At 52.2% G+C, this 26,804-nt stretch carries 23 protein-coding genes and 1 pseudogene; 19 read left to right on the forward strand and 5 right to left on the reverse strand.

Features of this window, described 5'->3' with window-relative positions; translation table 11 throughout:
* Positions 1-80 precede the first annotated feature (80 nt).
* The 9 genes from rmuC (at position 81) to hemB (ending at position 8,076) form a co-directional block, all read left to right on the forward strand.
* Positions 81-1,619 carry a DNA recombination protein RmuC gene (rmuC, locus tag BZG72_RS05995; protein WP_046074595.1) on the forward strand — a complete coding sequence of 513 codons (1,539 nt, stop codon included), beginning with the start codon at positions 81-83 and terminating at the stop codon, positions 1,617-1,619.
* A gap of 72 nt (positions 1,620-1,691) precedes the next feature.
* The gene (gene ubiE / locus BZG72_RS06000; RefSeq protein WP_046074594.1) at positions 1,692-2,459 is read left to right on the forward strand and encodes a bifunctional demethylmenaquinone methyltransferase/2-methoxy-6-polyprenyl-1,4-benzoquinol methylase UbiE; all 768 of its coding nucleotides are present in this window, start codon (positions 1,692-1,694) and stop codon (positions 2,457-2,459) included.
* Between the two features lie 9 nt (positions 2,460-2,468).
* Positions 2,469-3,083, forward strand: a complete 615-nt coding sequence (locus BZG72_RS06005; protein ID WP_077666359.1) for a ubiquinone biosynthesis accessory factor UbiJ — start codon at positions 2,469-2,471, stop codon at positions 3,081-3,083.
* Positions 3,080-4,726: a ubiquinone biosynthesis regulatory protein kinase UbiB gene (gene ubiB / locus BZG72_RS06010; RefSeq protein ID WP_046074592.1), complete on the forward strand. Its 1,647-nt coding sequence runs from the start codon at positions 3,080-3,082 to the stop codon at positions 4,724-4,726. Before BZG72_RS06005 ends, ubiB begins: the two co-directional genes overlap by 4 nt.
* A gap of 53 nt (positions 4,727-4,779) precedes the next feature.
* Positions 4,780-5,028 carry a Sec-independent protein translocase subunit TatA gene (gene tatA, locus BZG72_RS06015; RefSeq protein ID WP_046074591.1) on the forward strand — a complete coding sequence of 83 codons (249 nt, stop codon included), beginning with the start codon at positions 4,780-4,782 and terminating at the stop codon, positions 5,026-5,028.
* A 3-nt stretch (positions 5,029-5,031) separates the two neighbouring features.
* On the forward strand, positions 5,032-5,385 hold the full coding sequence (gene tatB, locus BZG72_RS06020; protein WP_046074590.1) for a Sec-independent protein translocase protein TatB: 354 nt from the start codon (positions 5,032-5,034) through the stop codon (positions 5,383-5,385).
* Between the two features lie 38 nt (positions 5,386-5,423).
* On the forward strand, positions 5,424-6,176 hold the full coding sequence (tatC, locus tag BZG72_RS06025) for a twin-arginine translocase subunit TatC (protein WP_046074589.1): 753 nt from the start codon (positions 5,424-5,426) through the stop codon (positions 6,174-6,176).
* A complete protein-coding gene (locus BZG72_RS06030; protein ID WP_077666360.1) occupies positions 6,173-6,955 on the forward strand; it encodes a TatD family hydrolase in 783 nt (260 codons plus the stop codon). The genes tatC and BZG72_RS06030 overlap by 4 nt, the downstream gene beginning before the upstream one ends.
* A gap of 68 nt (positions 6,956-7,023) precedes the next feature.
* Positions 7,024-8,076 carry a porphobilinogen synthase gene (gene hemB / locus BZG72_RS06035; protein WP_046074587.1) on the forward strand — a complete coding sequence of 351 codons (1,053 nt, stop codon included), beginning with the start codon at positions 7,024-7,026 and terminating at the stop codon, positions 8,074-8,076.
* 75 nt (positions 8,077-8,151) lie between these two features.
* Here hemB and asnC read toward each other — a convergent pair whose 3' ends face one another.
* A complete protein-coding gene (gene asnC, locus BZG72_RS06040) occupies positions 8,152-8,613 on the reverse strand; it encodes a transcriptional regulator AsnC (RefSeq protein WP_046074586.1) in 462 nt (153 codons plus the stop codon).
* An 89-nt stretch (positions 8,614-8,702) separates the two neighbouring features.
* Between asnC and BZG72_RS06045 the strand changes: the two genes are divergently transcribed.
* The 4 genes from BZG72_RS06045 (at position 8,703) to BZG72_RS06060 (ending at position 13,641) form a co-directional block, all read left to right on the forward strand.
* A complete protein-coding gene (locus tag BZG72_RS06045; RefSeq protein WP_241832527.1) occupies positions 8,703-11,891 on the forward strand; it encodes an ABC transporter substrate binding protein in 3,189 nt (1,062 codons plus the stop codon).
* 35 nt (positions 11,892-11,926) lie between these two features.
* Positions 11,927-12,706, forward strand: a complete 780-nt coding sequence (locus tag BZG72_RS06050; RefSeq protein ID WP_077606785.1) for a class I SAM-dependent methyltransferase — start codon at positions 11,927-11,929, stop codon at positions 12,704-12,706.
* Positions 12,707-12,973, forward strand: a complete 267-nt coding sequence (locus BZG72_RS06055) for a hypothetical protein (RefSeq protein WP_077606784.1) — start codon at positions 12,707-12,709, stop codon at positions 12,971-12,973.
* A 314-nt stretch (positions 12,974-13,287) separates the two neighbouring features.
* On the forward strand, positions 13,288-13,641 hold the full coding sequence (locus BZG72_RS06060; protein WP_052708052.1) for an Hpt domain-containing protein: 354 nt from the start codon (positions 13,288-13,290) through the stop codon (positions 13,639-13,641).
* A gap of 85 nt (positions 13,642-13,726) precedes the next feature.
* On the opposite strand, the gene gorA is transcribed toward BZG72_RS06060, so the two are convergent.
* Positions 13,727-15,082: a glutathione-disulfide reductase gene (gene gorA, locus BZG72_RS06065; protein ID WP_046074583.1), complete on the reverse strand. Its 1,356-nt coding sequence runs from the start codon at positions 15,080-15,082 to the stop codon at positions 13,727-13,729.
* Positions 15,083-15,365: 283 nt separating this feature from the next.
* Between gorA and prlC the strand changes: the two genes are divergently transcribed.
* Positions 15,366-17,408, forward strand: a complete 2,043-nt coding sequence (gene prlC, locus BZG72_RS06070) for an oligopeptidase A (protein ID WP_077666361.1) — start codon at positions 15,366-15,368, stop codon at positions 17,406-17,408.
* Between the two features lie 70 nt (positions 17,409-17,478).
* Here prlC and gppA read toward each other — a convergent pair whose 3' ends face one another.
* Entirely contained in the window at positions 17,479-18,993 is a 1,515-nt protein-coding gene (gene gppA, locus BZG72_RS06075) for a guanosine-5'-triphosphate,3'-diphosphate diphosphatase (protein ID WP_077578167.1), read from the reverse strand.
* Positions 18,994-19,023: 30 nt separating this feature from the next.
* Positions 19,024-20,313, reverse strand: a complete 1,290-nt coding sequence (gene rhlB / locus BZG72_RS06080; RefSeq protein ID WP_077578168.1) for an ATP-dependent RNA helicase RhlB — start codon at positions 20,311-20,313, stop codon at positions 19,024-19,026.
* A gap of 112 nt (positions 20,314-20,425) precedes the next feature.
* On the opposite strand from rhlB, the gene trxA reads away from it, so the two are divergent.
* The 5 genes and pseudogenes from trxA to fre all read left to right on the forward strand — a co-directional run bounded on the left by trxA (position 20,426) and on the right by fre (position 25,729).
* Positions 20,426-20,752 carry a thioredoxin TrxA gene (gene trxA / locus BZG72_RS06085; protein ID WP_046074579.1) on the forward strand — a complete coding sequence of 109 codons (327 nt, stop codon included), beginning with the start codon at positions 20,426-20,428 and terminating at the stop codon, positions 20,750-20,752.
* Positions 20,753-20,935: 183 nt separating this feature from the next.
* Positions 20,936-22,201, forward strand: coding sequence for a transcription termination factor Rho (gene rho, locus BZG72_RS06090; RefSeq protein WP_077578169.1), 1,266 nt, complete (start codon positions 20,936-20,938; stop codon positions 22,199-22,201).
* 136 nt (positions 22,202-22,337) lie between these two features.
* Positions 22,338-23,354, forward strand: coding sequence for a hypothetical protein (locus BZG72_RS06095; RefSeq protein WP_077666362.1), 1,017 nt, complete (start codon positions 22,338-22,340; stop codon positions 23,352-23,354).
* A gap of 74 nt (positions 23,355-23,428) precedes the next feature.
* Positions 23,429-24,868, forward strand: a pseudogene (gene ubiD / locus BZG72_RS06100) (4-hydroxy-3-polyprenylbenzoate decarboxylase); the annotation flags it as partial.
* Between the two features lie 144 nt (positions 24,869-25,012).
* Positions 25,013-25,729 carry an NAD(P)H-flavin reductase gene (gene fre / locus BZG72_RS06105; RefSeq protein ID WP_046074576.1) on the forward strand — a complete coding sequence of 239 codons (717 nt, stop codon included), beginning with the start codon at positions 25,013-25,015 and terminating at the stop codon, positions 25,727-25,729.
* An 83-nt stretch (positions 25,730-25,812) separates the two neighbouring features.
* Here the strand turns inward: fre and BZG72_RS06110 are convergent, their stop codons facing one another.
* Positions 25,813-26,697, reverse strand: coding sequence for a carboxylate/amino acid/amine transporter (locus BZG72_RS06110; protein ID WP_077666363.1), 885 nt, complete (start codon positions 26,695-26,697; stop codon positions 25,813-25,815).
* Positions 26,698-26,804 lie beyond the last annotated feature (107 nt).

Raw genomic sequence — 26,804 nt, forward strand, 5'->3', positions numbered from 1 at the left:
CGCACCGAGATAGACTGGACATCTATCCAGTATCCCATTAGCCTTGCTGACATTGATGACCGCACAATAGAGAACCCATTATGCTTTCTGGCCTGTCATTACCGACGTTAGCTATTCTCACATTCTGTTTTGGCGTGATCAGTGCCGCCGGGTTGAGTTATTGGCTGCATCGACGCGTGGTCGCTCAGTATCAACATTGGTTTGATACCCAATATGCGCAACAGCAGTCAACGGCTGATATACAGCAACAACAGCTTCATCAGCAACTGGAGCAGCAACAACAAGAGCTAGACAGCTTAGATGTAGAGCGCGATCGTCTGACACAAGAGCTGCGCCAGTATTACGGCAAATTAACCTCCGCGAGTGAGAAGTTGCGTCAATTGGAACAATTGCGCCAAGACAATCAAACGTTGACCCACAAACTTGATGCGGTGCGAGAGGAAAAGTCTGAGCTGCTCGCTGAGCTGCGCGAGGTCAAAGCCAGCGCGGAGCAACAACTCAATGCCGCGAAAGAAAAGCACGCCTTATTAGAAAATGCGGAGGAAAGGCTGCGTACCCAATTTGAGCAGCTGGCCAACCAGGTATTTGAGCAAAAGGTCCATTCCGTTGATGAGCAAAACAAGATGAGCTTAGAGAGCTTACTTGGACCACTTAAGTCGCAGTTGGAAGGGTTTAAAAAGCAAGTCACTGACAGCTTTGGTGAGCAAGCGAAAGAGCGTCACACCCTGATCCATGAAATCAAAAACCTCCAGCAACTGAATGCGGACATGACGCGGGAAGCGCATAACCTAACTCAAGCGCTTAAAGGTGATAACAAGCAACAGGGCAACTGGGGCGAAGTGGTGTTGGCGCGTATTTTGGAAGAGTCCGGCTTGCGTGAAGGGCGTGAGTATCAAACCCAGGTGAGCTTTGAAAACGAGCAAGGCAAGCGCTACCAGCCCGATGTGGTGGTGAAATTACCCCAAGATAAAGACGTGGTAATAGATGCCAAAATGGCGCTGGTCGCGTATGAACGCTACTACAACGCAGACACTTTGGTTGAGCAAGATGCAGCATTAAAAGAGCATGTCCAAGCCATTCGCCAACATATTCGCGGCTTGGGACGCAAAGACTATCATCAGCTTCATGGTGTGCGTTCACTGGATTATGTGTTGATGTTCATTCCGGTGGAGCCAGCTTTCCAAGTGGCCGTGGAAGCCGATGCCAGCCTGATCCGTGAGGCGATGGATAATAATATTATGTTGGTCAGTCCTACCACTTTGCTGGTGGCACTACGCACTATCAATAACCTGTGGCGCTATGAATACCAAAACCAAAATGCCAAACAGATTGCCGAAAAAGCGAGCAAGCTCTACGACAAGGTGCGGCTGTTTGTCAGTGATATGGAAGCGTTGGGTAATGCGTTGGGTAAAGCCAGTGACAGTTATCAAGGGGCGATGAACAAACTTAGCCAAGGCCGCGGTAATATTATTCGCCAAGCAGAGGGGTTTAAAGCGCTGGGCGTGGAGGTGAAACGGGACATCAGCCCGTCGCTGGCCAGTGTTGCCACCGATCCTGCGCCTGATGAGCCTCTTAATCTTACACAGGCAGAGCGGGACGCAAATCCGCAAGAATCATAATAAACTTGGTCGTACGCTTGGAGTCGGGATGGGCGATAAAGTAAACTGGGGCCAATACGTTAGGGGAATAAAATGACAGATAAAAACGCGCACCAGGATCAAGAGACGATCGATTTTGGCTACCAACAAGTGAAACGCCAAGAAAAAGAAAGCCTCGTGGCCAATGTGTTTCATTCGGTGGCTGCAAAATATGATCTGATGAACGATGTGATGTCGATGGGCATTCACCGTATCTGGAAACGCTTTACCATTGACTGCAGTGGTGTCCGCCCTGGGCAAAAAGTGCTCGACTTAGCCGGTGGTACGGGCGATCTCACCGCAAAATTCTCGCGTCTTGTCGGCGAGCGTGGTGAAGTCGTACTCGCCGACATTAATAACTCAATGCTCAAAGTGGGCCGCGATAAACTGCGTGATAAAGGCATTGTTGGCAATGTGAGCTACGTACAAGCCAATGCAGAAGCGCTGCCATTCCCTGATGACCACTTTGATTGCATTACCATCGCATTTGGGCTGCGTAACGTGACGGATAAAGATGCGGCCTTGCGTTCGATGTTCCGTGTGCTTAAACCTGGTGGGCGTTTATTGGTGTTGGAATTCTCCAAACCCGTTGCCGAGCCGTTGTCAAAAGTCTACGACGCCTACTCTTTCCATGTATTGCCCAAAATGGGGCAACTGATTGTTAACGATCCAGACAGCTACCGCTATTTGGCCGAATCGATTCGCATGCACCCTGATCAAGAAACCTTAAAAGGAATGATGGAGCAAGCCGGTTTTGAACAAACCAGCTACTACAACCTGACAGGTGGGATCGTGGCGCTGCACCGTGGATATAAATTCTAAGGAGCCAACATGGCACTTGATTCACTGTTGTGCGCGGCCCTGGAAACAGCGCTCAATGCTGTGATTGCTAAAGACGCCGACAGCCAGCGTCGCCTTGCTCGGCTAAAAGGGCGTTGTATCGGAGTCACTCTACAAGAGCTTGATCGCCAACTGATTTTTGTCTTCGGCCAACGTATTGATGTACTTAGCCATTACGAAGGTGAATGCGACGCGGCGCTATCGTTGTCACTGTCAGCACTGCCACAGCTACAGCAAAAAGCAAACTTAACCGCCTTAATCAAAGCGGATAAACTCACGTTGGAGGGGGATATCGATGTCGCCCAGCAGTTTTCTCAGTTGCTCAGTGGTATCGAACTAGACGTGGCAGAGTGGCTGGCACCTTACACCGGCGATGTGATTGCGCATACGGTGGTGAGTCAGGCGCAGCAGCGCTGGCAGCAATTGCAGCAATTGGCTCAACGGCAACAGCGCTATGCAGGAGAGGTGATTACGGAAGAATGGCGCTTAGCGCCTGGGCCCTTAGAAGTGGCGGCATACAGTGACCAAGTGGACGAGCTGCGCAGCGATGTCGCGCGGTTGGAAGCCAGGTTTAAGCAGTTGGTAGAACGGGTGGAGTCTGCATGACACTCAATGAAATTCGTCGCTTGTATTTTATCATCCGTACCTTACTGCTTTATGGTGTGGATGCTTTACTCCCCAAACAACCCTTAACACGGCTGGCGCACCTTGGCCGCCAATCATTGTTTTGGCTGAAGAATCAGCATCCAGATAAGCCGGTGGGGGAGCGACTGCGTTTGGCGCTGCAAAGCTTGGGCCCGGTATGGGTGAAGCTTGGGCAAATGATGTCGACGCGTCGTGATCTATTCCCCGCCGATATCGCCAACGAGCTGGCACAGTTGCAAGATAAAGTCGCACCCTTTGATGGCCACAAAGCCAAAGCGCAAATCGAAGCCTCGTTAGGCGGCCCGTTAGAAACCTGGTTTAGCGACTTTGACCCCCATCCACTCGCCTCTGCGTCGATCGCGCAAGTGCACACCGCTACGCTCAAATCGAATGGGCGTGAAGTGGTGCTGAAGGTGATCCGCCCCGATATTTTGCCAGTGATCCAAGCTGACTTGCGCTTGATGTATCGTGTGGCACGGCTGGTGGCGCGTTTTCTGCCTGATGCGCGTCGCTTAAAACCGGTCGAAGTGATCCGCGAGTACGAAAAAACCTTGCTTGATGAGCTGGATTTGATGCGTGAAGCGGCCAATACCATTCAGCTGCGCCGTAATTTTGAAAACGACCCGGCGCTGTATGTGCCCGAAGTGTTCAGTGACTACTGCCGTAAAGACGTGATGGTGTCTGAGCGAATCTATGGCATTCAAGTGTCGGATATCGAGGCGCTAGAAGCCAATGGTACTGACATGAAACTGCTGGCCGAGCGTGGGGTTGAGGTCTTTTTTACCCAGGTATTCCGAGACAGCTTTTTCCATGCGGATATGCATCCAGGCAATGTCTTTGTCTCCTACGAGCACCCGCATGATCCGCAGTGGATTGGGCTTGATTGCGGGATTGTCGGTACCCTTAATCGCGACGATAAACGCTATTTGGCAGAAAACTTTATCGCCTTTTTTAACCGCGATTACCGTAAAGTGGCGGAGCTGCATGTTGACTCTGGCTGGGTGCCGCACGACACCAACGTGGATGATTTTGAGTTTGCCATTCGCACCGTGTGTGAGCCCATTTTCGAAAAGCCATTGTGCGAAATCTCGTTCGGTAATGTTTTATTAAACCTATTTAACACCGCGCGCCGGTTTAATATGGAAGTGCAGCCACAGCTGGTGTTGTTGCAAAAAACCTTGCTCTACATTGAAGGGCTTGGGCGTCAGCTCTATCCGCAACTAGATTTGTGGACCACGGCGAAGCCATTTTTAGAGTCGTGGATGAAACAGCAAGTGGGGCCGCAAGCTGTCTGGGCGGCGGTGCGTGAAAAGGCACCGTTTTGGGCGGAAAAACTCCCCGAGATCCCAGAACTGGTGTACGACGGCTTACGGCAAGGTCGTCAGGTCAATCAGCGTTTAGAAGCCTATTATCACGGTTACTTGCAGACCAAACAGCGTCACTCGCGCGCCACTTATATGCTCGGGATTGGTGCGACGTTACTGCTGACGGCGACCATTTTGTTTGCCAACCGAGTCGAGACCTTACCGAGTGTCGCCGCTGCAGGTGCGGTTATCTTTTGGTTGTGGGGCTGGCGACTTTGTAATAAAACCTGTAATAAATAGCAGTTACACTGCTACGCACATCAAGTTAACCAAACGGAAGAAAGGGAACCGGTATGGGTGGAATTAGTATTTGGCAGTTGCTGATCATTGCGGTGATTGTGGTGTTGTTATTTGGTACCAAGAAGCTACGTAACATGGGGGGCGATCTTGGCTCAGCGGTCAAAGGCTTTAAAAAAGCAATGAACGATGATGAAACCAAAACCACTGACAAAGATGCGGATTTTCAGCAGCAGTCATTGGACAACAGTGACGCCGACGCGTCGAAAAAAGAGCAAGCACGCAAAGATAAAGAGCAGGTGTAAGCCGTGTTTGATATAGGTTTCTGGGAGTTAGTGCTGATTGCCATTATTGGCCTCGTGGTGCTTGGCCCGGAGCGATTACCGGTTGCGATACGCAATGTGTCGCGCTGGGTGGGGGCGGCGAAACGGATGGCAGGATCTGTCCGTGATGAGCTTGAACAAGAGCTCAAGCTAAAAGAGCTCCAAGACAATTTACACAAGGCCGAACAAGCGGGGATGAAAGATTTGTCACCTGAGCTACAAGAGTCGGTCGACACCCTGCGTCAACGCGCGGCGGATGTACAACGCCCTTATGCAGCATCGCCTTCTTCTCATCACCCCGATGAAGGCGACGATGCGCCATCAACGGATAAGCGATAACGAGTCAGACGCTTTATGTTTTCGGTGAACAAACCACTATGTCTTCTGTGAACGATACTCAGCCCCTTATCAGCCACTTGATGGAGCTTCGTAACCGCCTGCTTCGCGCAATTATCGCCATCTTAGTGGTCTTTGCCTGCTTGGTGTATTTTGCCAATGATATTTACAGCCTGATTGCCCAACCGCTGATCGACAAACTGCCCGAAGGGGCGAGCATGATCGCTACGGATGTCGCGTCTCCCTTCTTTACGCCAATTAAGCTGACTTTGGTCATATCCGTCTTCGTCGCCATCCCTGTGGTGCTATATCAAATCTGGGCGTTCGTTGCTCCCGGCCTGTATAAGCATGAACAGCGGCTAGTGATGCCGCTTTTGGTGTCGAGTTCGTTGCTGTTCTACGCGGGCGTGGCATTTGCGTACTGGGTGGTGCTGCCATTGGTGTTTGGCTTTTTCACGTCTATTGCGCCAGAAGGGGTGCAAGTGGCAACGGATATAGCCAGTTATCTCGACTTTATCTTGGCGCTCTTTCTCGCCTTTGGCATTGCCTTTGAGATCCCTATCGCGATTATACTGCTGGTTTGGACAGGGGCGACCACGGCACAAAGCTTAACCCGCAAGCGGCCCTATGTGGTAGTGGCTGCGTTTGTGGTGGGGATGATGCTGACGCCACCGGATATGATTTCACAAACCTTGCTGGCCATTCCCATGTGCTTGCTGTTCGAGCTGGGCGTGGTGCTATCGCGCTTTTATGTCCCACGTGAGAAATCAGAATCCGAGGAGGCCAGTGAATGATCGATATTGGTGTTAACTTGACAAGCACACGGTTTGATCAAGACAGAGAGACCGTGGTGGATGATGCCAAACAGGCGGGCGTCACGGGCATGATTCTGACCGGCACCAGTATCGATGAGAGCCAAGCAGCCGCCGCGCTTGCGAGCTCTTATCCTGGTTTTGCCTATGCCACGGCGGGTGTTCACCCGCATGATGCCAAATCGGTCGAGGCGACAGATTTAAGCGCGATTCAGCAATTAGCACAGCGTCCCGAGGTGGTCGCAATCGGTGAGTGTGGGCTTGATTTTAATCGGGACTTTTCGCCGCGGCCGCAACAAGAAGCGGTCTTTGAGGCGCAGCTTGCGCTAGCGGCTGAGCTTTCAATGCCGGTGTTTATGCACTGTCGTGACGCTCACGATCGCTGGTTCGCCATTTTGCGTCCATGGCTCGACAAACTGCCCGCGGCGGTGCTGCATTGTTTTACTGGCGATGACCGCGCGCTGCGCGATTGCCTCGATGCCGGTTTATATATAGGGGTAACGGGATGGCTATGCGACGAGCGCCGCGGACAGCAGCTTCAGCAACAGGTAAGCTGGTTGCCCGATGACAGGTTGATGATAGAAACCGATGCGCCGTATTTACAGCCTCGCGATATACGGCCGCGACCTAAACGCAGTCGTAATGAGCCGAAATACTTGCCCCATATCGCCCAAACAGTGGCACGATTACGTCAACAGCCTGTCGAACATATTATTGATTGCACAATAAAAAACACTCAGCGCTGCTTTTCTATTCAGTGACTGGGTGAACACTACACGAGGCAGTTCGCTGCCCCAAAGCCCAGGTCTGCAACTTAAAGGAGGATACAGTGACCGTATCCATTCAAGGCGCCTTTCCTGCTCGACGCCTGCGTCGTACACGCAAAACTGATTTTAGCCGCCGTATGGTGGCGGAACATTCATTGTCCGCAAGCGATTTGATTTACCCAATCTTCGTGCTCATGGGTAAGAATCGTCGTGAGCCAGTGGCATCCATGCCCGGCATCGAGCGACTCTCGATTGATTTATTGCTCCATGAAGCCGATTACCTTGCCAAGCTGGGTGTCCCTGCCATTGCGCTCTTTCCTGTGATCCCGAAAGAGTTTAAAACCAGCTGTGCCTCGGAGGCATTTAACCCCGAAGGGTTAGTGCCACGCGCGGTGCGCTTACTCAAAGAGCATGTGCCGCAAATGGGCGTGATCACCGATGTGGCGCTAGACCCTTACACCGTGCACGGCCAAGACGGGATCATTGATGAAGACGGCTATGTGATGAACGAGCCCACCACCGAGGTACTGATCAAACAAGCCCTATCTCATGCCGAAGCGGGCGTCGATATTGTCGCGCCTTCTGACATGATGGATGGACGAATCGGTCGTATCCGTGAGGCATTGGAAGCCAATGGTCATATCAATACCCAGATCATGGCGTACTCTGCCAAGTATGCGTCCAATTACTACGGCCCGTTTCGCGATGCATTAGGCTCGGCGGCGAACCTGAAAGGGGGTAACAAAGCCAACTATCAAATGGATCCGGCCAACAGCGATGAAGCCTTGCACGAAGTGGCGATGGATATTGCTGAAGGGGCTGATACCGTGATGGTTAAACCCGGGATGCCGTATTTGGATGTGGTACGCCGGGTAAAAAATGAGCTTAAAGTGCCGACGTTTGCCTACCAGGTATCGGGCGAGTATGCGATGCACAAGGCGGCCATTGATAATGGCTGGCTAAAAGAGCGCGAGACAGTGATGGAGTCATTATTGTGCTTTAAGCGTGCGGGGGCCGATGGGATCCTCACCTACTTTGCTAAGCAAGTGGCCGAGTGGTTAGCGGAAGACGCGGGTGCCACCTTGCCTCCCAGACCGGAAGAGACGGTCGGCTAACTCGCCTTTTATGAAAGCGCCCTTGCCACGAGCAAGGGCGTTTTTTTTAGCCTGCCCTGGATGACCCCACAAAACTCAAGGGATCACATTGCGGTTAATGGGGTTCTGTAGTGAGATCAGTGTTTCTGTGGATTGTACTTCGTCGATGGCTTGAAGCTTGTCAATCAACACAAACTGTAGCTCTTCGATAGAGCGGCACATGAGCTTAACGAAAATATTATAGGCCCCCGTGGTGTAGTAGGCTTCTACCACCTCGTCGAGCTGATTGAGTTTTTCTAGTGCCGAGTGGTAATCTCGCGCCGCTTTAAGATTGATGCCGATAAAGCAGCACACGTCGTAGCCGAGTTTTTTGGTGTTGACCAATATTTCCGTGCCTTCGATGATGCCCGCGGCTTTCATTTTCTCAACCCGCACGTGAACGGTGGCGGGGCTGACATGAAAGCGCTTTGCCATTTCTGCGTAGGGGACGCGCGCGTCATCCAACAGCGTAGAGAGAATACGACGATCTAGGTCATCCAATTTTGGCAACTCGTTCATTGTTTTAGTCTTTTAGTTATAGCATGGCCAGATTTTTCGTTAACGCGGTTGCTTAGCCACTTCGTTAACGCCTAATGTAGGGTATCGCGTTGTTTAGCAAGATACCAACAAACCAACAGGAAGGGGATGTGGGGATCAAATACGTTTTCGGTGGCTTACTACTGCTCATCGCCAGTAGCGTCAATGCCGCACAAAAAGATGTGCTGGTGGTGCACTCCTATCATCCTGGTTTTTTTTGGAACCAGGCGTTGGTTGAAGGGTTGGAAACGGCCACGCAAGGCGAAGAGATCGCTTTCCAGCATTCCTACCTAGAAAGTAAACGCTACCAATCGGATGCCTATCGCGAACAGCTCAAAGATGTTTATATCCATAAACTGAGCAACCATGATTTTGATGCCATTCTGACCACGGATAATGCCGCATTATGGCTGATCCATGAATTGCATGAGTACGTGGGCGATACACCGGTCGTCTATGCGGGGCTCAATAACTTTGGTCGTCAACATTACCCCTTACTGCCCAAGGTCACGGGGGTGAAAGAAGAAATAGACCTACCGCGCAACTTGGCGCTAATGAAGCGCTTGCATCCAGATTTAAAGCGGATGTATGTACTGCTCGATGAGACGTTCTCCAGTCGTCAGTATTGGAATGTGGTGAAGGCGCAACTGAGAAAGGCGGGTCAGTCAGGCCTCGAGATTGTGAGGCTGTCCAACCTGCCATTCCAAGGTTTACGTGACCGTATTCAAGCGATGCAGCCGGGCGAGGCGGTGTATTACTTGTCCTATTTTCGCGATGCGAACGGCACCTTTCTCGATAGACTCAGTGGTATTCATACTCTTACCCAAGATTCGCCTGTACCGATTTATGGTGCGATGAGCTTTATGCTGGGTCAGGGCGTGATCGGTGGCATTGTGATCGATGGTAAAACTCAAGGTCAGCACCAAGGTCAGCTGCTGTTGGATGTACTGGCGGGCAACCTCCCCCCTGAAAGAGACAGTACTAACCTGACGTTATTCGATTACCCCGCACTGAAAGATTGGGGTGTGGATGTGAGCGCCATCGAAGACGCTGAGGTGATTAACAAGCCTCAGCCGCTTTGGCAAAAGCACCAAGTTGCGTTTCAAGCCGTGGCATTGGCGGTGTTGGTATTGGGAAGCGTGATAGCCATGCTCGGTGCCAATATTCGCCAGTTACGTCGCAGTGAGTCAGCGTTAAAGCGTCACCGAGCAATGCTTAAAGGTATTTTTGATCAAAGTAACCAGTTTATTGCGCTGTTGGATGAGAACGGGATCTTGGTGTCAGGCAATGCCAGCTTTAATCAATTAATCAGCGTGAGTCACCCGTATCGTGGACGACCTTTGTGGTTTTGGCCGATTTGGCGCAATCCCGCCCGCCTCGAGGAGCACCTCAAGCTTACAGATTTCTCCCAGCCTCGCCGGTTTGAGCTTTGCCTCAGTGAAGCGCATCGTGAGGTGATTTTGGACGTGGCGGTCAAAGGGTTTCCCAGCGAAAACGGTCAACGGCGCGTGCTGTTAGAGGCCCGTGATATTACCCAGCGCAAACAAACCGAAGAGAAGCTACAGCGCAGCGAAATTGAATACCGCATGTTGTATGAACAGCAGCCTGTCATTCTATTAACTATTGATTACCAAGCACGTATTCAATCGCTCAATCAGTATGCCGCTGATTTGTTTGGTTATGATAAAGCCGCGTTATTAGGGCACAAGATCACCTCCTTATATGCGGATCATCAAGTGCCTCCCCATCGAATGATTAAACGGGATCACAACAATCAAGAGCAGGTGTGGCGGCGTGAGATCCCGTATCGTGCCGGCAATGGTCATACCTTGTGGGTTCGGGAAACCGTGCGCGCGATGCATAATCAGACGCAGCTGCTGGTGGTGGGCGAAGACATCACCGCGCATCGAGAAATGGAAAACCAGCTGACTTATCAAGCCCATCACGACTATTTAACGGGGCTGTATAATCGTAGTTATTTTGAACAAAAGCTCGCCGCCGCGCTGTTACAAGCGCGAGAAGAAGATCAGTGTCACGCGATGTACTACATCGATATGGACCAGTTTAAGCTGATTAATGACACCGCCGGACATGAAGCGGGGGACGAGGCACTTAAACAAGTTGCCCAGATCATCCAGCAACATCTGCCGGCAGGTGCGGTCTTGTCGCGACTCGGGGGGGATGAATTTGGTGTGATTGCCTATCATCACTCGGCCGAGAGCGCGTTGAGTTGGGGGCACCAACTCCTGGCAACCTTGGCGGACAGTGAGTTTTTCTGGCACGGCAGTCGCATGCGCTTGGCGTGTTCGTTGGGGATTCGTCTTCTGGATCGTACCGCCGGCTCGCCGCAGCAGGTACACGCGCAAGCGGATACCGCCTGCTATGCCGCCAAAGACGAAGGGCGTAACCGTTTACACCTTTATCACCCGGATGATGAGGAGCTGCAACGCCGTGAGCAAGAAATGGCGTATGTCAGCCACATCCATGATGCCATTGCTCACGACCGCTTTGATATCTATGCACAGCAGATCGTCGATATCCGACCGGGTAGACAAGATACGCTCTACATCGAGGCGTTGGTGCGGATGCGCGATACCCAAGGCGGTTGGTTGCCGCCCAGCATGTTTATCCCAGCAGCCGAGCGCTACAATATGGCACACCAACTCGACACTGTGGTGGTGACCAAAACGCTGGCGTGGTTTGATGCTCACCCGGATCAGATTGCCAAGCTGGGTAAAATCTCGATTAACCTGTCGGGACGGTCAATCACCCAAAAAGATTTTGTCACCTTCTTGATCGCCGCGATTAAGCAAACCCAAGTGCCTAGCGAGTGCATCTGTCTGGAGATCACTGAAACCGCGGCGATTACCAACATGAGCAGTGCTATCGAGCTTTTCTCGCAGCTAAAAGCCTTGGGGTGTGTGATTGCCTTGGACGACTTTGGCGCGGGCATTTCGTCGTTTGGTTATTTGAAGCGCTTGCCCGTCGACATCATTAAAATCGATGGGCAATTTATCCGCGATATCGCCACCGATGACACCGATTATGCGATGGTGAAAGCAATCAATGAGTTGGCTAAACAAATGGGGAAACAAACCGTGGCGGAGTTTGTCGAGAACGCCCATATTCTCAACAAACTACGCGCGCTGGATGTGGATTATGCCCAAGGCTATCATTTTAGCGTACCCGCGCCCTTAGGCGAGCAGGTAAAAAATTGGTCGACGCGTCGAGAGACGATAAAGGAAAAAATCCATCTCTGATATACTCGGCGCATAACCAGCCGCGGAGAGCCAATGTGCAACTCAGTTTGATTTGCGACGCCCCTGACAAATCCGAGCAATTTGAGGGACTAAAAAGCAAGTGGTCACTTACACACACACCTGATTCGTCATTTGCGTTGATCATGACCACGACACGCCTTGAGCTGCGCAAACAGGATGAGCCTAAGTTAGGCGCTGTGTATGTCGACTTTGTTGGCGGTGCGGTCGGCCATCGGCGTAAGTTCGGTGGCGGCAAAGGGCAGGCAATCGCGAAGGCGGTGGGGCTCAACAAAGGCGTCACGCCACGGGTGTTGGATGCCACGGCTGGCTTGGGTCGTGATGCGTTCGTATTAGCATCCTTAGGTTGTCAGGTGCAAATGATTGAGCGGCATCCAGTGGTCGCCGCATTGCTCGACGATGGGCTACAGCGCGCCTATCAAGACAGTGAGATTGGTACATGGATGCAATCGCGCATGACACTGCTGCATGCCAGTAGTGAGCAAGCACTTACCGATATGGCGCAGACCCCTGGGCTACAACGACCTGATGTGGTCTATTTAGATCCTATGTACCCCCACAAGAAAAAAGCAGCCTTAGTGAAAAAAGAAATGCGTGTGTTCCAAGCTTTGGTGGGCGCTGACACGGACGCCGATGCCTTGTTAGCGCCTGCGTGCCAGCTCGCGCGTAGCCGCGTAGTGGTTAAGCGTCCAGATTATGCTGAGCCCTTGGCGGCAACGCCACCACACTCTAGTATTACCACCAAGAAGAACCGCTTTGACATGTATATCAACGCAGCGTTAAGTGCGGAGGCGTAAATGGCTAAGTCTTTGTGCAAATGGCGACGGGGTGAGGTTGAGGCCAACTTAAGTGCGCTCGCATCGATTACCACGCCACCGCGAGCGGCTTGCAGTAAGTGTGCGCGAGTCGCCAGTGAAAAAGGTTATCTCTGTCGTCCTGTGCCTCTTGCCAGTGACGGGGATAAAAAAGCGCAAAAAGCCAAGAATAAAGCGGACAAGAAAGACAAAAAGGGCAAAAAAGCGAACAAAGAAAAAAAGAAAGGCAAAAAAAGGAAGGAAAAATAAAGGCTCCATAGCGAACTAAGGAGCCTTGAAGGGCTTAGTCGAGGCCTTTTACCATCAGTACGGTCAGTAGTCCGGTGATCACTGAGACAATCAGGCCAGAAACGATTAGCCAAGGCAACATATCCATCATGTTCTGCACTCACTTCTTTGTTATGAATTGGGGGAAAAGCGAGCATGATTGAGCCTGAGTTTAGCGACATTCTCAATGTGCTAGACGTAGACAGTTAAGCTTAGTAACGATTAGAAACAAGGTGGCGACAAAGCCATCAATCCGCCCCCGTGGCACATAGGTCTATCAGTACAAAGGGTCCATCATGAGTGTCAATCAAGGAAAAGCCGATGTATCGGTTTGGGATAAAGAAGAAGCCTTAAGCCGGCTAATGGATAGCCCGGCGCTTCTTGATGAGGCTTGCAGTATATTTGTTGAAGAAAGTGAGCAACAACTGCCAAGCATGGAAAAGCAGCTTGCTAACGCCGACTACACCGCCTTGGCGCGCGAAGCGCACAAAATGAAAGGCAGCGCTGGCAATTTAGCGGCGCTCGAGCTGCATCAGCAAGCATTGACACTCGAGCAAGCGGCAAAGCAAGAGGCCGCCGACCAAGCCGCTGCTGCGTTAGCGGACATTAAAGAAGGCTTAGCACGATTTTGTGCGCAGCTCACTCACTAGTCGCCTGTCTCATCATGCTCGCGAGTGACCAATAAAAAACGCCGTGTTGAACACGGCGTTTTGATGTGAGCCCATTTCGCGCGGTTTAGCGCATGGTAACAAACTCTTCTGACCCGGTGGGGTGAATCGCGACCACACTATCAAAGTCCGCTTTGGTGGCGCCCATCTTCATCGCCACCGCAAAACCTTGAATCATTTCATCAACGGTAAAGCCAATACCGTGCAGACCGACCACTTTTTCTTCATCGCCCGCGCAAACCAGTTTCATCTTACAGGGTTGACGGTGCTGAGTGACGGCGGTGTACATGGCCGCAAAGCTGGAGGTATAGACTTTAATATTGTCATCGCCGTATTTGGCACGCGCCTCTGGTTCGCTCAAACCAATGGTGCCAATGGGTGGGTGACTGAATACCACGGTGGGAACCAAATCATAGTCCATTTTGGCATGCGTTTGGCCGTTAAACAGACGTTCTGAGAGTAGACGTCCAGCTTTGACGGCGACAGGCGTCAGCTCAATCCCGCCATCCATGATATCCCCGACACAGTGAATGTGTGGGACGCTGGTGGTCTGATAGGGGTCAACCTTGATGTAGCCATCGGCCGTGGTCTGCACGTCGGTGGCGCCGAGATTGATTTTATCGGTCGTCGGGTGACGGCCAATCGCCCAGATCAGGGTGTCCGTGTTGTGGGTGGTGCCGTTTTCAAAGGCCAGAGTCAGGCTACCATCACTTTCTTCAGTGACCGACACGGGGACATGTTGGGTGTGAAGAGTGGGGCCTTCTTTTTCCATTACCTCGACCAAGGTGTCGGTGACCATGGGGTCGAAGGTGCGTAATGGGCGGTCTTTACGCACAAATAAGTGGGTATCAGAGCCCAAGGCATGCAGTACGCCGGCGATTTCGACCGCAATGTAACCCGCACCGACCACGGCCACGCGTTTAGGTTGCTCGGGGAGGGCAAAGAAGCCATCGGAATCAATCCCCAACTCTGCGCCTGGAATGTTCGGAATAGTGGGTGTGCCCCCCACGGCAATCAGAAAGTGATCGGCGGTGTAGTGCTCGCCATCCACTTCTACCGTGTTGTTATCGACAAAGCGGGCAAAACCACGAATGACATCGATATTGTTTTTACCCAGAACGTTGTCGTAAGCCTTATGAATGCGGCTAATGTAGGCTTCACGGTTATCCACTAAGGTCGACCAATTAAAGCCTTTCACGTCCACATCAAAGCCATAGTCTGATGCGTAAAGGTTAAGGGCTTCGGCAACTTGAGCACCGTGCCACATGACTTTTTTAGGGACACAGCCTACGTTTACGCAGGTGCCACCAAGGTGCTTTGCTTCAATAAGGGCGACGTTAGCACCGTGCATCGCGGCACGGTTGGCTGAGGCAATACCGCCGCTGCCGCCACCGATACAGATGTAGTCGAAATGCTTCGCCATGTCTTTCTCCATCTTATAGGCACTGGGTGCCACTGGCATTGATATCGAGGTCAGCTTGTCGTGTTTGGTGTCGCTTGTAAAGCCACTATCTCTGACCCCTAAAGACATAGCATACCAAACCGACAGTGCGGCAGCAGTCTCAGAATCATTTTGTAACGCTCGCAATACACCCCGCTAAACGGGGAGGGATTGAAAAGCGTAGAGAGAGACGGCATATAAATAAGGTTACTTATCTGCCCGGGGCTCGCGATGCGAGCGCCTTATCAGCAAAAAGGAAGGCACTATGTCCAACCCGCTTCTTCAATTTGAGGATTTACCTCCGTTTTCCGCCATTAAGCCAGAGCATGTCAAACCAGCAGTGGAAGCCGCGATTGCTGACTGTCGCCAAGCGGTAGATGCCGCAGCGGCGGCTGAGCAACCTAGCTGGGATACGGTCAGTGTGCCTGTCACAGAGGCGGAAGATCGACTTGGCCGCATCTGGTCACCGGTGAGCCATATGAATGCGGTGGTCAATAGTCAGCCATTGCGTGAGGCGTATGAAAGCTGCCTGGCGTTACTGTCGGAATACTCCACCTGGCGTGGTCAGCACAAGGGGTTATACCAAGCATACAAAGCGATGAAAGACAGTGCTGAGTTTTCCGCCCTCGATGTGGCACAGCAAAAAGCGATTAACGATGCGCTGCAAGACTTTGAACTGTCCGGAATTGCCTTGCCAGCCGACCAGCAACACCGCTTTGGTGAGATTCAAAAGCGGTTGTCGGAGCTGTCATCATCGTTTAGCAACAATGTGCTCGATGCCACCATGGGGTGGAGCAAGCTGATTAGCGATGAAAGTGACTTAGCGGGGTTACCCGAATCGGCGCGCAACGCGGCAAAAGCGCAAGCCGAGAGCAAGTCGCAACAAGGTTACTTATTTACCCTGGATATCCCTTCGTATCTGCCCGTCATGATGTACTGTGATAACCGAGCGCTGCGTCAGGAAATGTACGAAGCCTTTACCACGCGCGCCTCTGATCGCGGGCCGCAGGCGGGGCAGTGGGACAATACTGAGCTGATGAACGAGTCGCTGCGCCTCAAGCATGAGTTAGCACGTCTACTTGGCTTTAATCACTATAGTGAACTGTCCCTCGCCACGAAAATGGCGGAAACCCCAGACCAAGTAATGGGCTTTTTGAATGATCTGGTCGATAAAGCGCGCCCACAAGGCGAGCGTGAATTCGCGGAAGTGAAAGCCTACGCCAAAGAAGAGTTTGGGGTTGATGCCCTCGAGCCTTGGGATATCCCTTATTACAGTGAAAAACTCAAGCAAGCACGCTACACCATCTCTGATGAAGCGCTTCGCCCATACTTCCCTGAAGCACGTGTACTCTCCGGCTTGTTTGAAGTGATGCATCGTGTGTTTGGCATGACGATTACCGAGCGTAAAGGCATTGACACCTGGCATGACAGTGTGCGCTTTTATGATATTCATGATAGCCAAGGCACCCTGCGCGGTAGCTTCTACCTTGACTTGTATGCGCGAGAAAACAAACGTGGCGGCGCATGGATGGATGAGTGTCGCGTTCGTCGTCGTCAAGCAGACGGTGAGCTACAAACGCCAGTGGCGTATTTAACCTGTAACTTTAACCCACCAGTGGGCGATGACCCTGCGCTGTTTACCCATGACGAAGTAGTGACCTTATTCCACGAATTTGGTCATGGCATTCACCATATGTTGACGCAAGTCGAAGTAGCGGATGTGTCAGGGATCAATGGTGTGCCTTGGGATGCGGTTGAGCTGCCAAGCCAGTTTTTAGAGAACTGGTGCTGGGAGCAAGAGGCACTGAGCTTTATCTCGGGGCATTACCAAACGGGAGAAGCCTTACCGGAAGACATGCTAGAAAAAATGCTCGCCGCGAAGAACTTTAATTCGGCGATGGCGATGTTGCGCCAGCTTGAGTTCAGTTTATTCGACTTCCGTTTGTTCAGTGAGTTTGACCCAGAGGTCGGCCCGCGGATCATGGAAACACTCAGTGCGGTGCGTGAGCAGGTATCTGTGGTCCCCGCGCCTGAGTGGAACCGTTTCCCGCACGCGTTTGGCCATATTTTTGCCGGTGGCTACAGTGCAGGCTACTACAGCTATAAATGGGCAGAAGTGCTATCGAGCGATGCTTACTCGCGCTTTGAAGAAGAAGGGATCTTTAACCGCGACACCGGCGAGGACTTCCTGAATCATATTCTCAGCCGTGGCGGCAGTGAGGCACCGAAAGATTTGTTTGTGCGCTTTAGAGGTCGCGAACCAAGCCCTGACGCCTTATTGCGTCATAGCGGGATCACCACCGCGTAGCGTCGCAGATCTTCAATAAAAAAAGCCCGCATCATCACTGGTGCGGGCTTTTTTATTCATCGCCGGTGTTTTAGATGCGAGTCTCGTCAGTGAGCACCACTAGGGGCAACCCAAGGCTTGATTGGCGCAAGGCCTCTTGCTCTAACTCGGCACGCAACAAGGGGCTGGCCTCGAGTAATGTGGTGTCCAAGTGGAGGGTAAGGGCATCCTCCTCGGCAGTGAGGGCTAGCATCGGTCGGACGCGACTGTCGCGTCGATGGCATAAGATCACCGCAATTCGCAGCAGGCGCAACAGACGATTGGCGCTGGTGGTAGACAGCGCGTGCTGACCATCAATGAGCACCAGTTGCTCTCGATAGTAGCGGAGCAAGGTGGCGACCAATTGTTTCTGTGCTCGCGTAAAGCCGGGCAGATCGAGATGGGTGATCAAATACGCGGCATGATCACCATCTTGCTTAAAGCCAATGCTTAAACCAATTTCATGCACGCAGGCGGCGGCATGGAGCAAGCTTTGTGCTTCCGGCTCAGGTACCCAGGATGCCGGACATTGATTGAGCAGCTCCAAGGCGGTGTCGGCGACATTGATACCGTGTGCTTCATCCAGCTGATAGCGCGACTGGATGCTGGCAATGGTGCGGGCACGAATATCGCTATGGCGCATCGCGGTCATCATTTCATACACCAAGCCTTCTCGCAGGGCCCCACCCGCTAGGGTCATGCGTGTCACCTCTAAGCACTCGAAAATAGCGATCAGTATCGATAAGCCGCTTGGAAACACCAGCGCACGTTCTAACGTCAACCCCTCGATATCCAATGCGTCCATTTGCCCACAGGCGATGGCTTGATCGCGCAAACGATGCAGTTTATCGAGAGTAATCACTTCATCCATGCCTTGGGTGACCATGATCTCTTGCAGTGCCTGCACGGTACCGCTGGCGCCTACGCAGCAGTCCCAACCGAGCGCACGATATTGCGCAATCAGCGGGGCTAACTCGGCTTTGGCGCCGGCAATCGCGGTATCAAACGCCGATTGATTGAGCACGCGATCGGCAAAATAGTCTTCTAAAAAGGTGACACAGCCCATATTGAGGCTTTGCAGTAAGGTAGGCTCAAATTGCTCACCGATGATGAGCTCGGTGCTGGCACCACCGATGTCGACCACCAAGCGTTTGCCCGCTCCGCCAGAGGTATGCGCGACCCCTTGGTAGATGGTACGCGCCTCTTCTTCCCCCGAAATGATTTCAATCGGGTGGCCAAGCAGTTTGTTAGCTCGGGCTAAAAACGCATCCGCGTTGCTTGCGCGACGTAGAGCCGCCGTGGCGACGACACGGATATTGTCGGTGTTGAAATCTTGCAGGCGCTCGGCGAACAAGGCCAAGCAATCCCAGCCACGCTGCATGGCTTCGTCGCTTAGCTGTTGTTGGTCGTCCATGCCTGCGGCGAGACGAACTTTTCGCTTAATTTTCGCGAGAGTTTGCACGCTGCCTGCCACTTGGCGCACCACCAGCATATGAAAGCTGTTGGAGCCTAAATCAATCGCGGCGTACAGCGACGGGGTCGATGTGGGATGTCCGTGACCACTCATGATGCGCTCTGACCTATGTGCCGTTAAACCTTATGCCGACTTTTGCGGACGGCGACGTTGGCGGTTACGGTTATTTCCGCCACCTTTGTTGTTGCTGCGACGCTGCGTATTGGGGCGCTTGGCCATTTTCTTCGGCGGCGGCAAATCTTTTAGCAGTGCACTGCGGTCAAATTCGCTGACTGGAATACTGTGTTCGATGTATTCTTCAATCGCGGGGAGATTGACGGCGTATTCTTCACATGCAAAGCTGATGGAGCTACCACTGGCGCCTGCACGCCCCGTTCGGCCAATGCGATGCACGTAGTCTTGTGCGTCGTCTGGGAGATCATAATTAAACACATGGGTCACCTGCGGAATATGCAGGCCGCGCGCCGCGACATCAGTCGCCACCAACAAATCCAGCTCACCATTGGTGAATTGCTCGAGGATTTTAACCCGTTTTTTTTGCGGCACGTCACCCGTAAGCAAGCCTACACGGTGGTTATCGGCGGCTAGATGCGCCCAAATCGATTCGCAGCGATGCTTAGTGTTGGCAAAAATGATCGCGCGTTCAGGCCAGTCTTCTTCGATCAAGGTTTGCAGCAGCGGCATTTTTTCCTTGTTCGATGGCTGGAACAACTCTTCTTTGATGCGATGGCCGGTAATTTGTTCGGGCTCGACCACCACATGCTCTGGGTTCGTCATGTGCTCGAAGGCCAGTTCTTGAACGCGATACGACAAGGTCGCCGAAAACAGCATGTTCAAGCGCTGATCGGGGGCGGGCATGCGGTTAAACAAAAAGCGGATATCTTTGATAAAACCGAGATCAAACATACGGTCGGCTTCATCAAGCACGACGGCTTGAATACCATGCAAATCAATCACTTTCTTTTTGTAAAAATCGATGATTCGACCACAGGTTCCGATTAAAATGTCGACACCCTGTTCAAGTGTTTGTTGCTGTTTGTCGTAGCCTTCGCCACCATAGGCAAGTCCTGCGCTGATCGACGTATTGGCTAATAGCGGCTCCGCATCATTATAGATCTGAATCGCTAATTCACGCGTAGGAGCTAATATGATGGCACGCGGTTGATTCTTTTTACGCGATGCTGGGGCATCGGTTGTAAGGAGGTGATGAAACGTCGCAGCCAGGAACGCCAGGGTTTTGCCTGTCCCCGTTTGCGCCTGTCCTGCAATGTCTTGGCCGGTGAGCAGGACCGGCAATGCCAAGGCTTGGATTGGGGTACATTGAGTAAACCCTTTGGCCTCCAAGCTCTTAAGAACATCGGCGTGCAAGCCGAGCTCGGCAAATTTCTGCTCTGTGATATGCGTCATTTTCATCCGGATAGAATATCAGCTTAGGCTTGCAATACGGAAGCGAATCCAGTCAAATAGTCCCATAATTTACTGGTCGCAATTTAGCCAGTAACAAAAACATGTATTGGAGTAGAAGATGAGCGACAAAATTATGCAGCTAACCGACGACAGCTTTGAAGCAGACGTTCTAAAAGCTGCAGGGCCTGTATTGGTAGATTTTTGGGCAGAATGGTGTGGACCTTGCAAAATGATCGCGCCAATCCTGGACGAAATCGCTGAAGAATACGCAGGTAAAGTCACCATCGGAAAACTGAACATTGACCAGAACGCAGGTACACCGCCTAAGTTCGGCATCCGTGGTATCCCAACGTTGCTGCTCTTTAAAGATGGCAACGTAGCAGCAACCAAGGTTGGTGCAGTGTCAAAAACTCAGTTGAAAGAGTTTCTTGACGCCAACCTCTAATGCTAAAGTAACCGTCGCTGCCTCTCAGCGGCGGTTGTTTTTCTGCTAACTAGACGATACCCCATTTAGGTGCTACCTTATTGCACGGAATTTGTACTTCTGTTCATCTCTCGAACATACCACTGGTCTCGACACGCTAACTAATTTCAGACCTCAACTTTGACAAACAAGACACTCACCACTATGAATCTTACCGAACTGAAGACTCAACCCGTCTCGACGCTGGTTGCGCTTGGCGAAAGCATGGGACTTGAAAACCTGGCTCGCTTGCGTAAACAGGACATCATTTTCTCGATCCTCAAACAGCACGCAAAAAGCGGTGAAGATATTTTCGGCAATGGCGTACTGGAAATTCTTCAAGACGGGTTTGGCTTCTTGCGCAGCGCAGACAGCTCGTATTTGGCCGGCCCGGACGACATTTATGTATCGCCAAGCCAAATTCGTCGCTTTAACCTGCGCACAGGCGATACCATCGCGGGTAAAATTCGGCCGCCAAAAGACGGCGAGCGCTACTTTGCGCTATTAAAAGTTAACCAAGTTAACAGTGACAAGCCAGACAATGCTCGCAGCAAAATCCTGTTTGAAAACTTGACCCCATTGCACGCCAGCGAGCGCATGGTGATGGAACGTGGGAATGGCTCCACCGAAGACATCACCGCCCGTGTACTCGACTTAGCCTCGCCGATTGGTAAAGGGCAACGTGGCTTGATTGTGGCACCGCCAAAAGCGGGTAAAACCATGCTGCTGCAAAACATTGCGCAAAGCATCGCGTTCAACCATCCGGATTGTGAACTGATGGTGCTCTTGATTGATGAGCGCCCAGAAGAAGTGACCGAGATGCAGCGCTTGGTGCAGGGTGAAGTGGTCGCGTCAACCTTTGACGAGCCAGCGAACCGTCACGTGCAAGTGGCTGAAATGGTTATCGAAAAAGCCAAGCGCTTGGTGGAGCACAAAAAAGACGTGGTGATCTTGCTGGACTCGATTACCCGTTTGGCGCGTGCTTATAACACGGTTGTACCGTCGTCAGGCAAAGTATTGACCGGTGGTGTTGACGCCAACGCCTTGCACCGTCCTAAGCGTTTCTTTGGTGCGGCGCGTAATGTGGAAGAAGGTGGCAGCTTGACCATTATTGCCACTGCGCTGGTGGACACAGGCTCGAAGATGGACGAAGTGATTTACGAAGAGTTTAAAGGCACAGGTAATATGGAATTACACCTGTCGCGTAAGATTGCTGAAAAACGTGTTTTCCCTGCCATCGATTTCACCCGCTCTGGTACCCGTCGTGAAGAGTTGCTGACCAAGCCTGATGAACTACAAAAAATGTGGATCCTGCGCAAAATCGTCCACCCGATGGGCGAGCTGGAAGGCATGGAGTTCTTGATTGGTAAACTGGCGATGTCCAAAACCAACAATGAGTTCTTTGACGCCATGCGTCGGCAAAACTCGTAACTGATAACGCAATAATGTTAAGCACTGCGCATTCGCAGTGCTTTTTTATTGCCCCGTTGATACTGAGCTCGCACAATCATTGTCACCAAGGAAAGGTGACGCAGGACGCGTGGCACCGAAGATAGGATTGCAACGGATGGCAAGACGTTTTCGCATCAAGTTATTAGGGATTGGCCTAGGCCTAGTGGGCCTTTTCTCGCTCTCTGTGTCGGCCAACGCGCCAGCGACAGAGGGCCAAATTGTGACTCAGCCTTTTATCGAGCAAGTGTTAGATAAAGCGAGCACGATAGATGCCATGCGGACTGCCTTTACCCTCCAAGCCAATGGCGAGATCAGCGCGCTTGAGTCGCACATCCGACAACTGCCGCCGCTCACCCGAGAAGCGACCTTATATCGGCTGCTTTCTTCGCCTCTGCGGCTTGATAACGACAAGTGGCGTGAGTACCTTGCTACTTTAAGTCAGCAGCAGCCGCACTTCTTATTGCGTCATCAACAAGATGGTTACTGGGTGACCACGCCAGCATTTCATTATGCCGCCGCGGCCCGCAAGCAGCTAAATCGCTATCGTCAGCAGCAATTAACCCAAGAGCTCGGCATGCTATTGAGCTATCGCCAATTAGTGATGGCAGAGTGGATTGACCCCGATCAGTCCGACTATCGTCAACGTCGTGACGCCTTGGTGACCATGATTGCCGATTATGACGCCGATGGCTTAGCGTATTTGGCCGATCAGTACCTCAATGATCCGACCCTAATGTGGATGCCCGACAATGCTATTTTGGCGGCGTTGGCACAAGCCACTGAGCGTTCTGCGCTGTATGAGCGATTGTGGCGCCGAGGCACCGATCAGTATAGCCTTGCGGCCTTGCACGCGCTGCGTGAGCGGGGAACTGACCCCTTTGCACTGCGGCAAATGATGGCGGCGGCTGACAACCCCTCGCTGCGAGGACCTGCGATTCGACAACTGGCCAATTTGTCGCCGTTACCTGCACCCGTTGCCGACTTTTTGCTAACACAGCTGTCGTTGCGTCAAGGTAAAGAAGTGGCACAACTGCTGGTGGAAGCGGGCAAGGGGGATTGGTTGAGCGGATTACAAGACCAGCTCGGGCCGCTTGGCCAACAGCACATTGCATCTGCGTTACCGTCGCGCTAATGTCGAGCCTTTACCGATCCGGATACCGCTTAACTTGGTATCATAGAGGCGACCATTAACCCCTTGAGCCTGATATGAAACTTTCCGATTTGCGCGATTTTATTGACTATCTTGAAACCCAAGGCGAGCTAAAACGCATTAGCCAGCCGGTTGATCCCGATCTTGAAATGACCGAGATTTGCGACCGCACGTTACGAGCTGGTGGTCCCGCACTGTTGTTTGAAAATCCCGTGGGCTATGACATGCCGGTGCTGGCGAACCTGTTTGGTACCCCCAAGCGTGTTGCTTTGGGAATGGGGCGTCACGACGTCCTCGAGCTACGTGAAGTCGGCAAATTGCTTGCTTATCTCAAAGAGCCAGAGCCGCCCAAGGGCTTTCGTGATGCACTCGATAAACTGCCCGTTTTTCGCCAAGTGCTCAACATGCCGGCGAAAACCGTACGCCGTCCTCGTTGCCAAGAGGTGGTGCTGAGCGGCGATGAGGTCGATCTGGATACCATTCCGGTGATGCGCTGTTGGCCGGGTGATGTGGCACCCTTGCTTACCTGGGGACTGACAATCACGCGTGGCCCTAACAAAAAGCGGCAAAACTTGGGTATTTATCGCCAGCAAAAGATTGGCAAAAACAAAGTGATCATGCGTTGGTTGGCCCATCGCGGTGGCGCGTTAGATTTGCATGATTGGATGCAAACCCATCCCAATGAACCTTTCCCAGTGACCGTGGCCTATGGTGCTGACCCTGCCACCATTCTAGGCGCGGTGACGCCCGTGCCGGATACCTTGTCCGAGTATGCGTTTGCCGGCTTATTACGGGGCAGTAAAACCGAAGTGGCCAAATGTATCAGCAACGACTTGGATGTACCGGCCAGTGCGGAAATTGTGATGGAAGGCTATATCGACCCTAATGAGTACGCGGATGAAGGGCCGTATGGCGATCATACCGGCTACTACAATGAGGTTGAGCGTCACCATGTGTTCACTGTGACGCATCTGACCATGCGCAAAAAACCGATTTATCACAGCACCTACACGGGGCGTCCACCGGATGAACCTGCCGTTTTAGGCGTGGCACTTAACGAGGTGTTTGTGCCGATTTTGCAAAAGCAGTTCCCAGAGATTGTCGATTTCTACCTACCGCCTGAAGGATGCTCGTATCGCATGGCGGTGGTAACCATGAAAAAACAATACCCTGGTCATGCCAAGCGGGTGATGATGGGCGTGTGGTCGTTCTTGCGCCAGTTTATGTATACCAAGTTTGTGATAGTGTGTGACGACGACGTCAACGCGCGTGATTGGAATGACGTGATCTGGGCAATAACCACGCGTATGGATCCGTCGCGCGATACCGTGATGGTGGATAATACCCCTATTGATTCGCTTGACTTTGCCTCTCCCGTGGTTGGGCTCGGCTCGAAAATGGGCCTCGATGCTACCAATAAATGGCAAGGGGAAACCGACCGTGAGTGGGGGACGCCTATTGCTAAAGATCCAGAGGTCGTCGCACGTGTCGACGCGATTTGGGATGAATTAGGGATCTTAGACTAATCCTATTGGAATGCGCTAGCATTCACCGTTAATGACACAAACACAGCCAAAGGCGGTAGTGATGCCGCCTCTAATAACCTCATCGGCTGTAGCAATAACAAACAGAGGAACAGAATGTCGATACTATGTGAAGTGACCGCCGTTGAGCCGTTGGCGTGTCACACCTACCGCATTATCCTAAAGCCGCAGCAGGCGGTGAGCTATCAGCCGGGGCAATACGTGATGGCGGTGATGGGTGAAAAAGATAAGCGCCCGTTTTCGCTGGCAAGCAGCCCATGTCGCGAAGCGGGTGCAGAGCTTGAGCTGCACGTTGGCGCGGCGGATGAAAACCCGTTTGCCTTAGAAGTGGTTGAAAAGGCCAAAGCCGCGTTAGAAAGTGGTCAAGCGGACTTTGAAATTACTGAGCCTGCCGGTGATGCTTGGCTACGTGAGAGCGAGCGTCCTTTGCTGCTGATTGCCGGTGGTACTGGTTTTTCTTACGTGCGCAGCATGGTCGATCACTGTATTAGCCAAGGTATACAGTCTCCGATCTTTATTTATTGGGGCGCCCGCACCCCTTGTCAGCTCTATGCGCATGATGAGCTGCAAGCACTGGCTGAGTCACACAGCAATATCACCTTTATGCCAGTGGTGGAGCAAGCCGAAGGCGAGTGGCGCGGGAAAGTGGGTAATGTATTGGAAGCGGTGATGGAAGATTTTGTCAGCCTGGGCGCTTACGACATCTATATCGCTGGCCGTTTTGAAATGGCGGGTGTGGCGCGTGACATGTTCTGCAAAGAGCGTGGCGTGAGCCGCGATCACCTTTACTCAGACGCGTTTGCCTTTATCTGATCGCGTCTTCTCTCTCGGATAAGTGAACAGGCAGGGATTTCCCTGCCTGTTTTGTGTTTGGGTGGCAGAGGCCGTGGGGCGGCCTACCGTGGGGCGGCACTCCGTTGCGCGGCAACGTGGCGTTTGACCCAGGTTTGGTTAAACCACAGCGCAGCTAAAATCAACACCCCGCCACTGAGTAATGGCATGAGATCTGCCTCGCGATTCCAAATCAGTACATTGACCACAATGCCGGCTGGGATCAGGGCGTTGTTCATCACCGCGAGTGCCCCCGCATTAACTAGCGTCGCACCTTTATTCCAAAAGAAATAGCCCAGCCCTGAGGCGATGGTGCCTAGATAAATTAATACGCCCCACTGGGTGGGTGTCGTGGGTAGCTTGTCACTGTTGCCGAGCAAGGCGAAAGCCAGCACGCCCACGACTAAAGCGCCAAGATAGAACCAACCGAATACCGCATGTTGAGGCAGCTGAGTTTGCTCTTTCTCAAGCAGGTATTTGTAACCGACTTGGCCAATCGCAAAGCAAAGGTTGGCCCCTTGTACCACCAAAAAGCCGACCAGAAAGTCTGGGTTGACGGTGGCATAGCGGATCACCACGGCGCCAAGCACTGCAACCGCGGCAGTGACGAGATACCACGCGCTAAACTGGCGTTTTAAGGCATCGTAAATCAAGGTGACGTAAAGCGGGGTAAAGACGGTAAACAGCAGCACCTCTGGCACCGACAAAAATAAAAAGGACTGATAGAAAAAGCAGTACATAATGCCGAGTTGAAAGGCGCCGACCAGCATCAATTTTGCGGCAAAGGCAGGGCGTACTTGGCGAGGGCGCAAAAAGGGCAAAAACACCAGTCCAGCCAATACAATGCGCATCAGCACAGAAAAATAACTGTCTACTTGGCCGGCGAGATACACGCCAATCAGGCTAAATGAAAAGGCCCACAGCAGTGTGACGCCGCTAAGATACCCCATGACTTCGGTTCCTTCGATAAAATGGTAAAAAGGGCAGTGTACCGTTTCATCACGGGGACGCAATCGGTTCATCTTGGTGTGGGTAGCAGATAAAGCGATGATGGCAG

Origin of the sequence: Salinivibrio sp. PR6, assembly GCF_001995955.1 — a bacterium.
In the GTDB taxonomy this organism is placed as follows: Bacteria; Pseudomonadota; Gammaproteobacteria; order Enterobacterales; family Vibrionaceae; genus Salinivibrio; species Salinivibrio siamensis.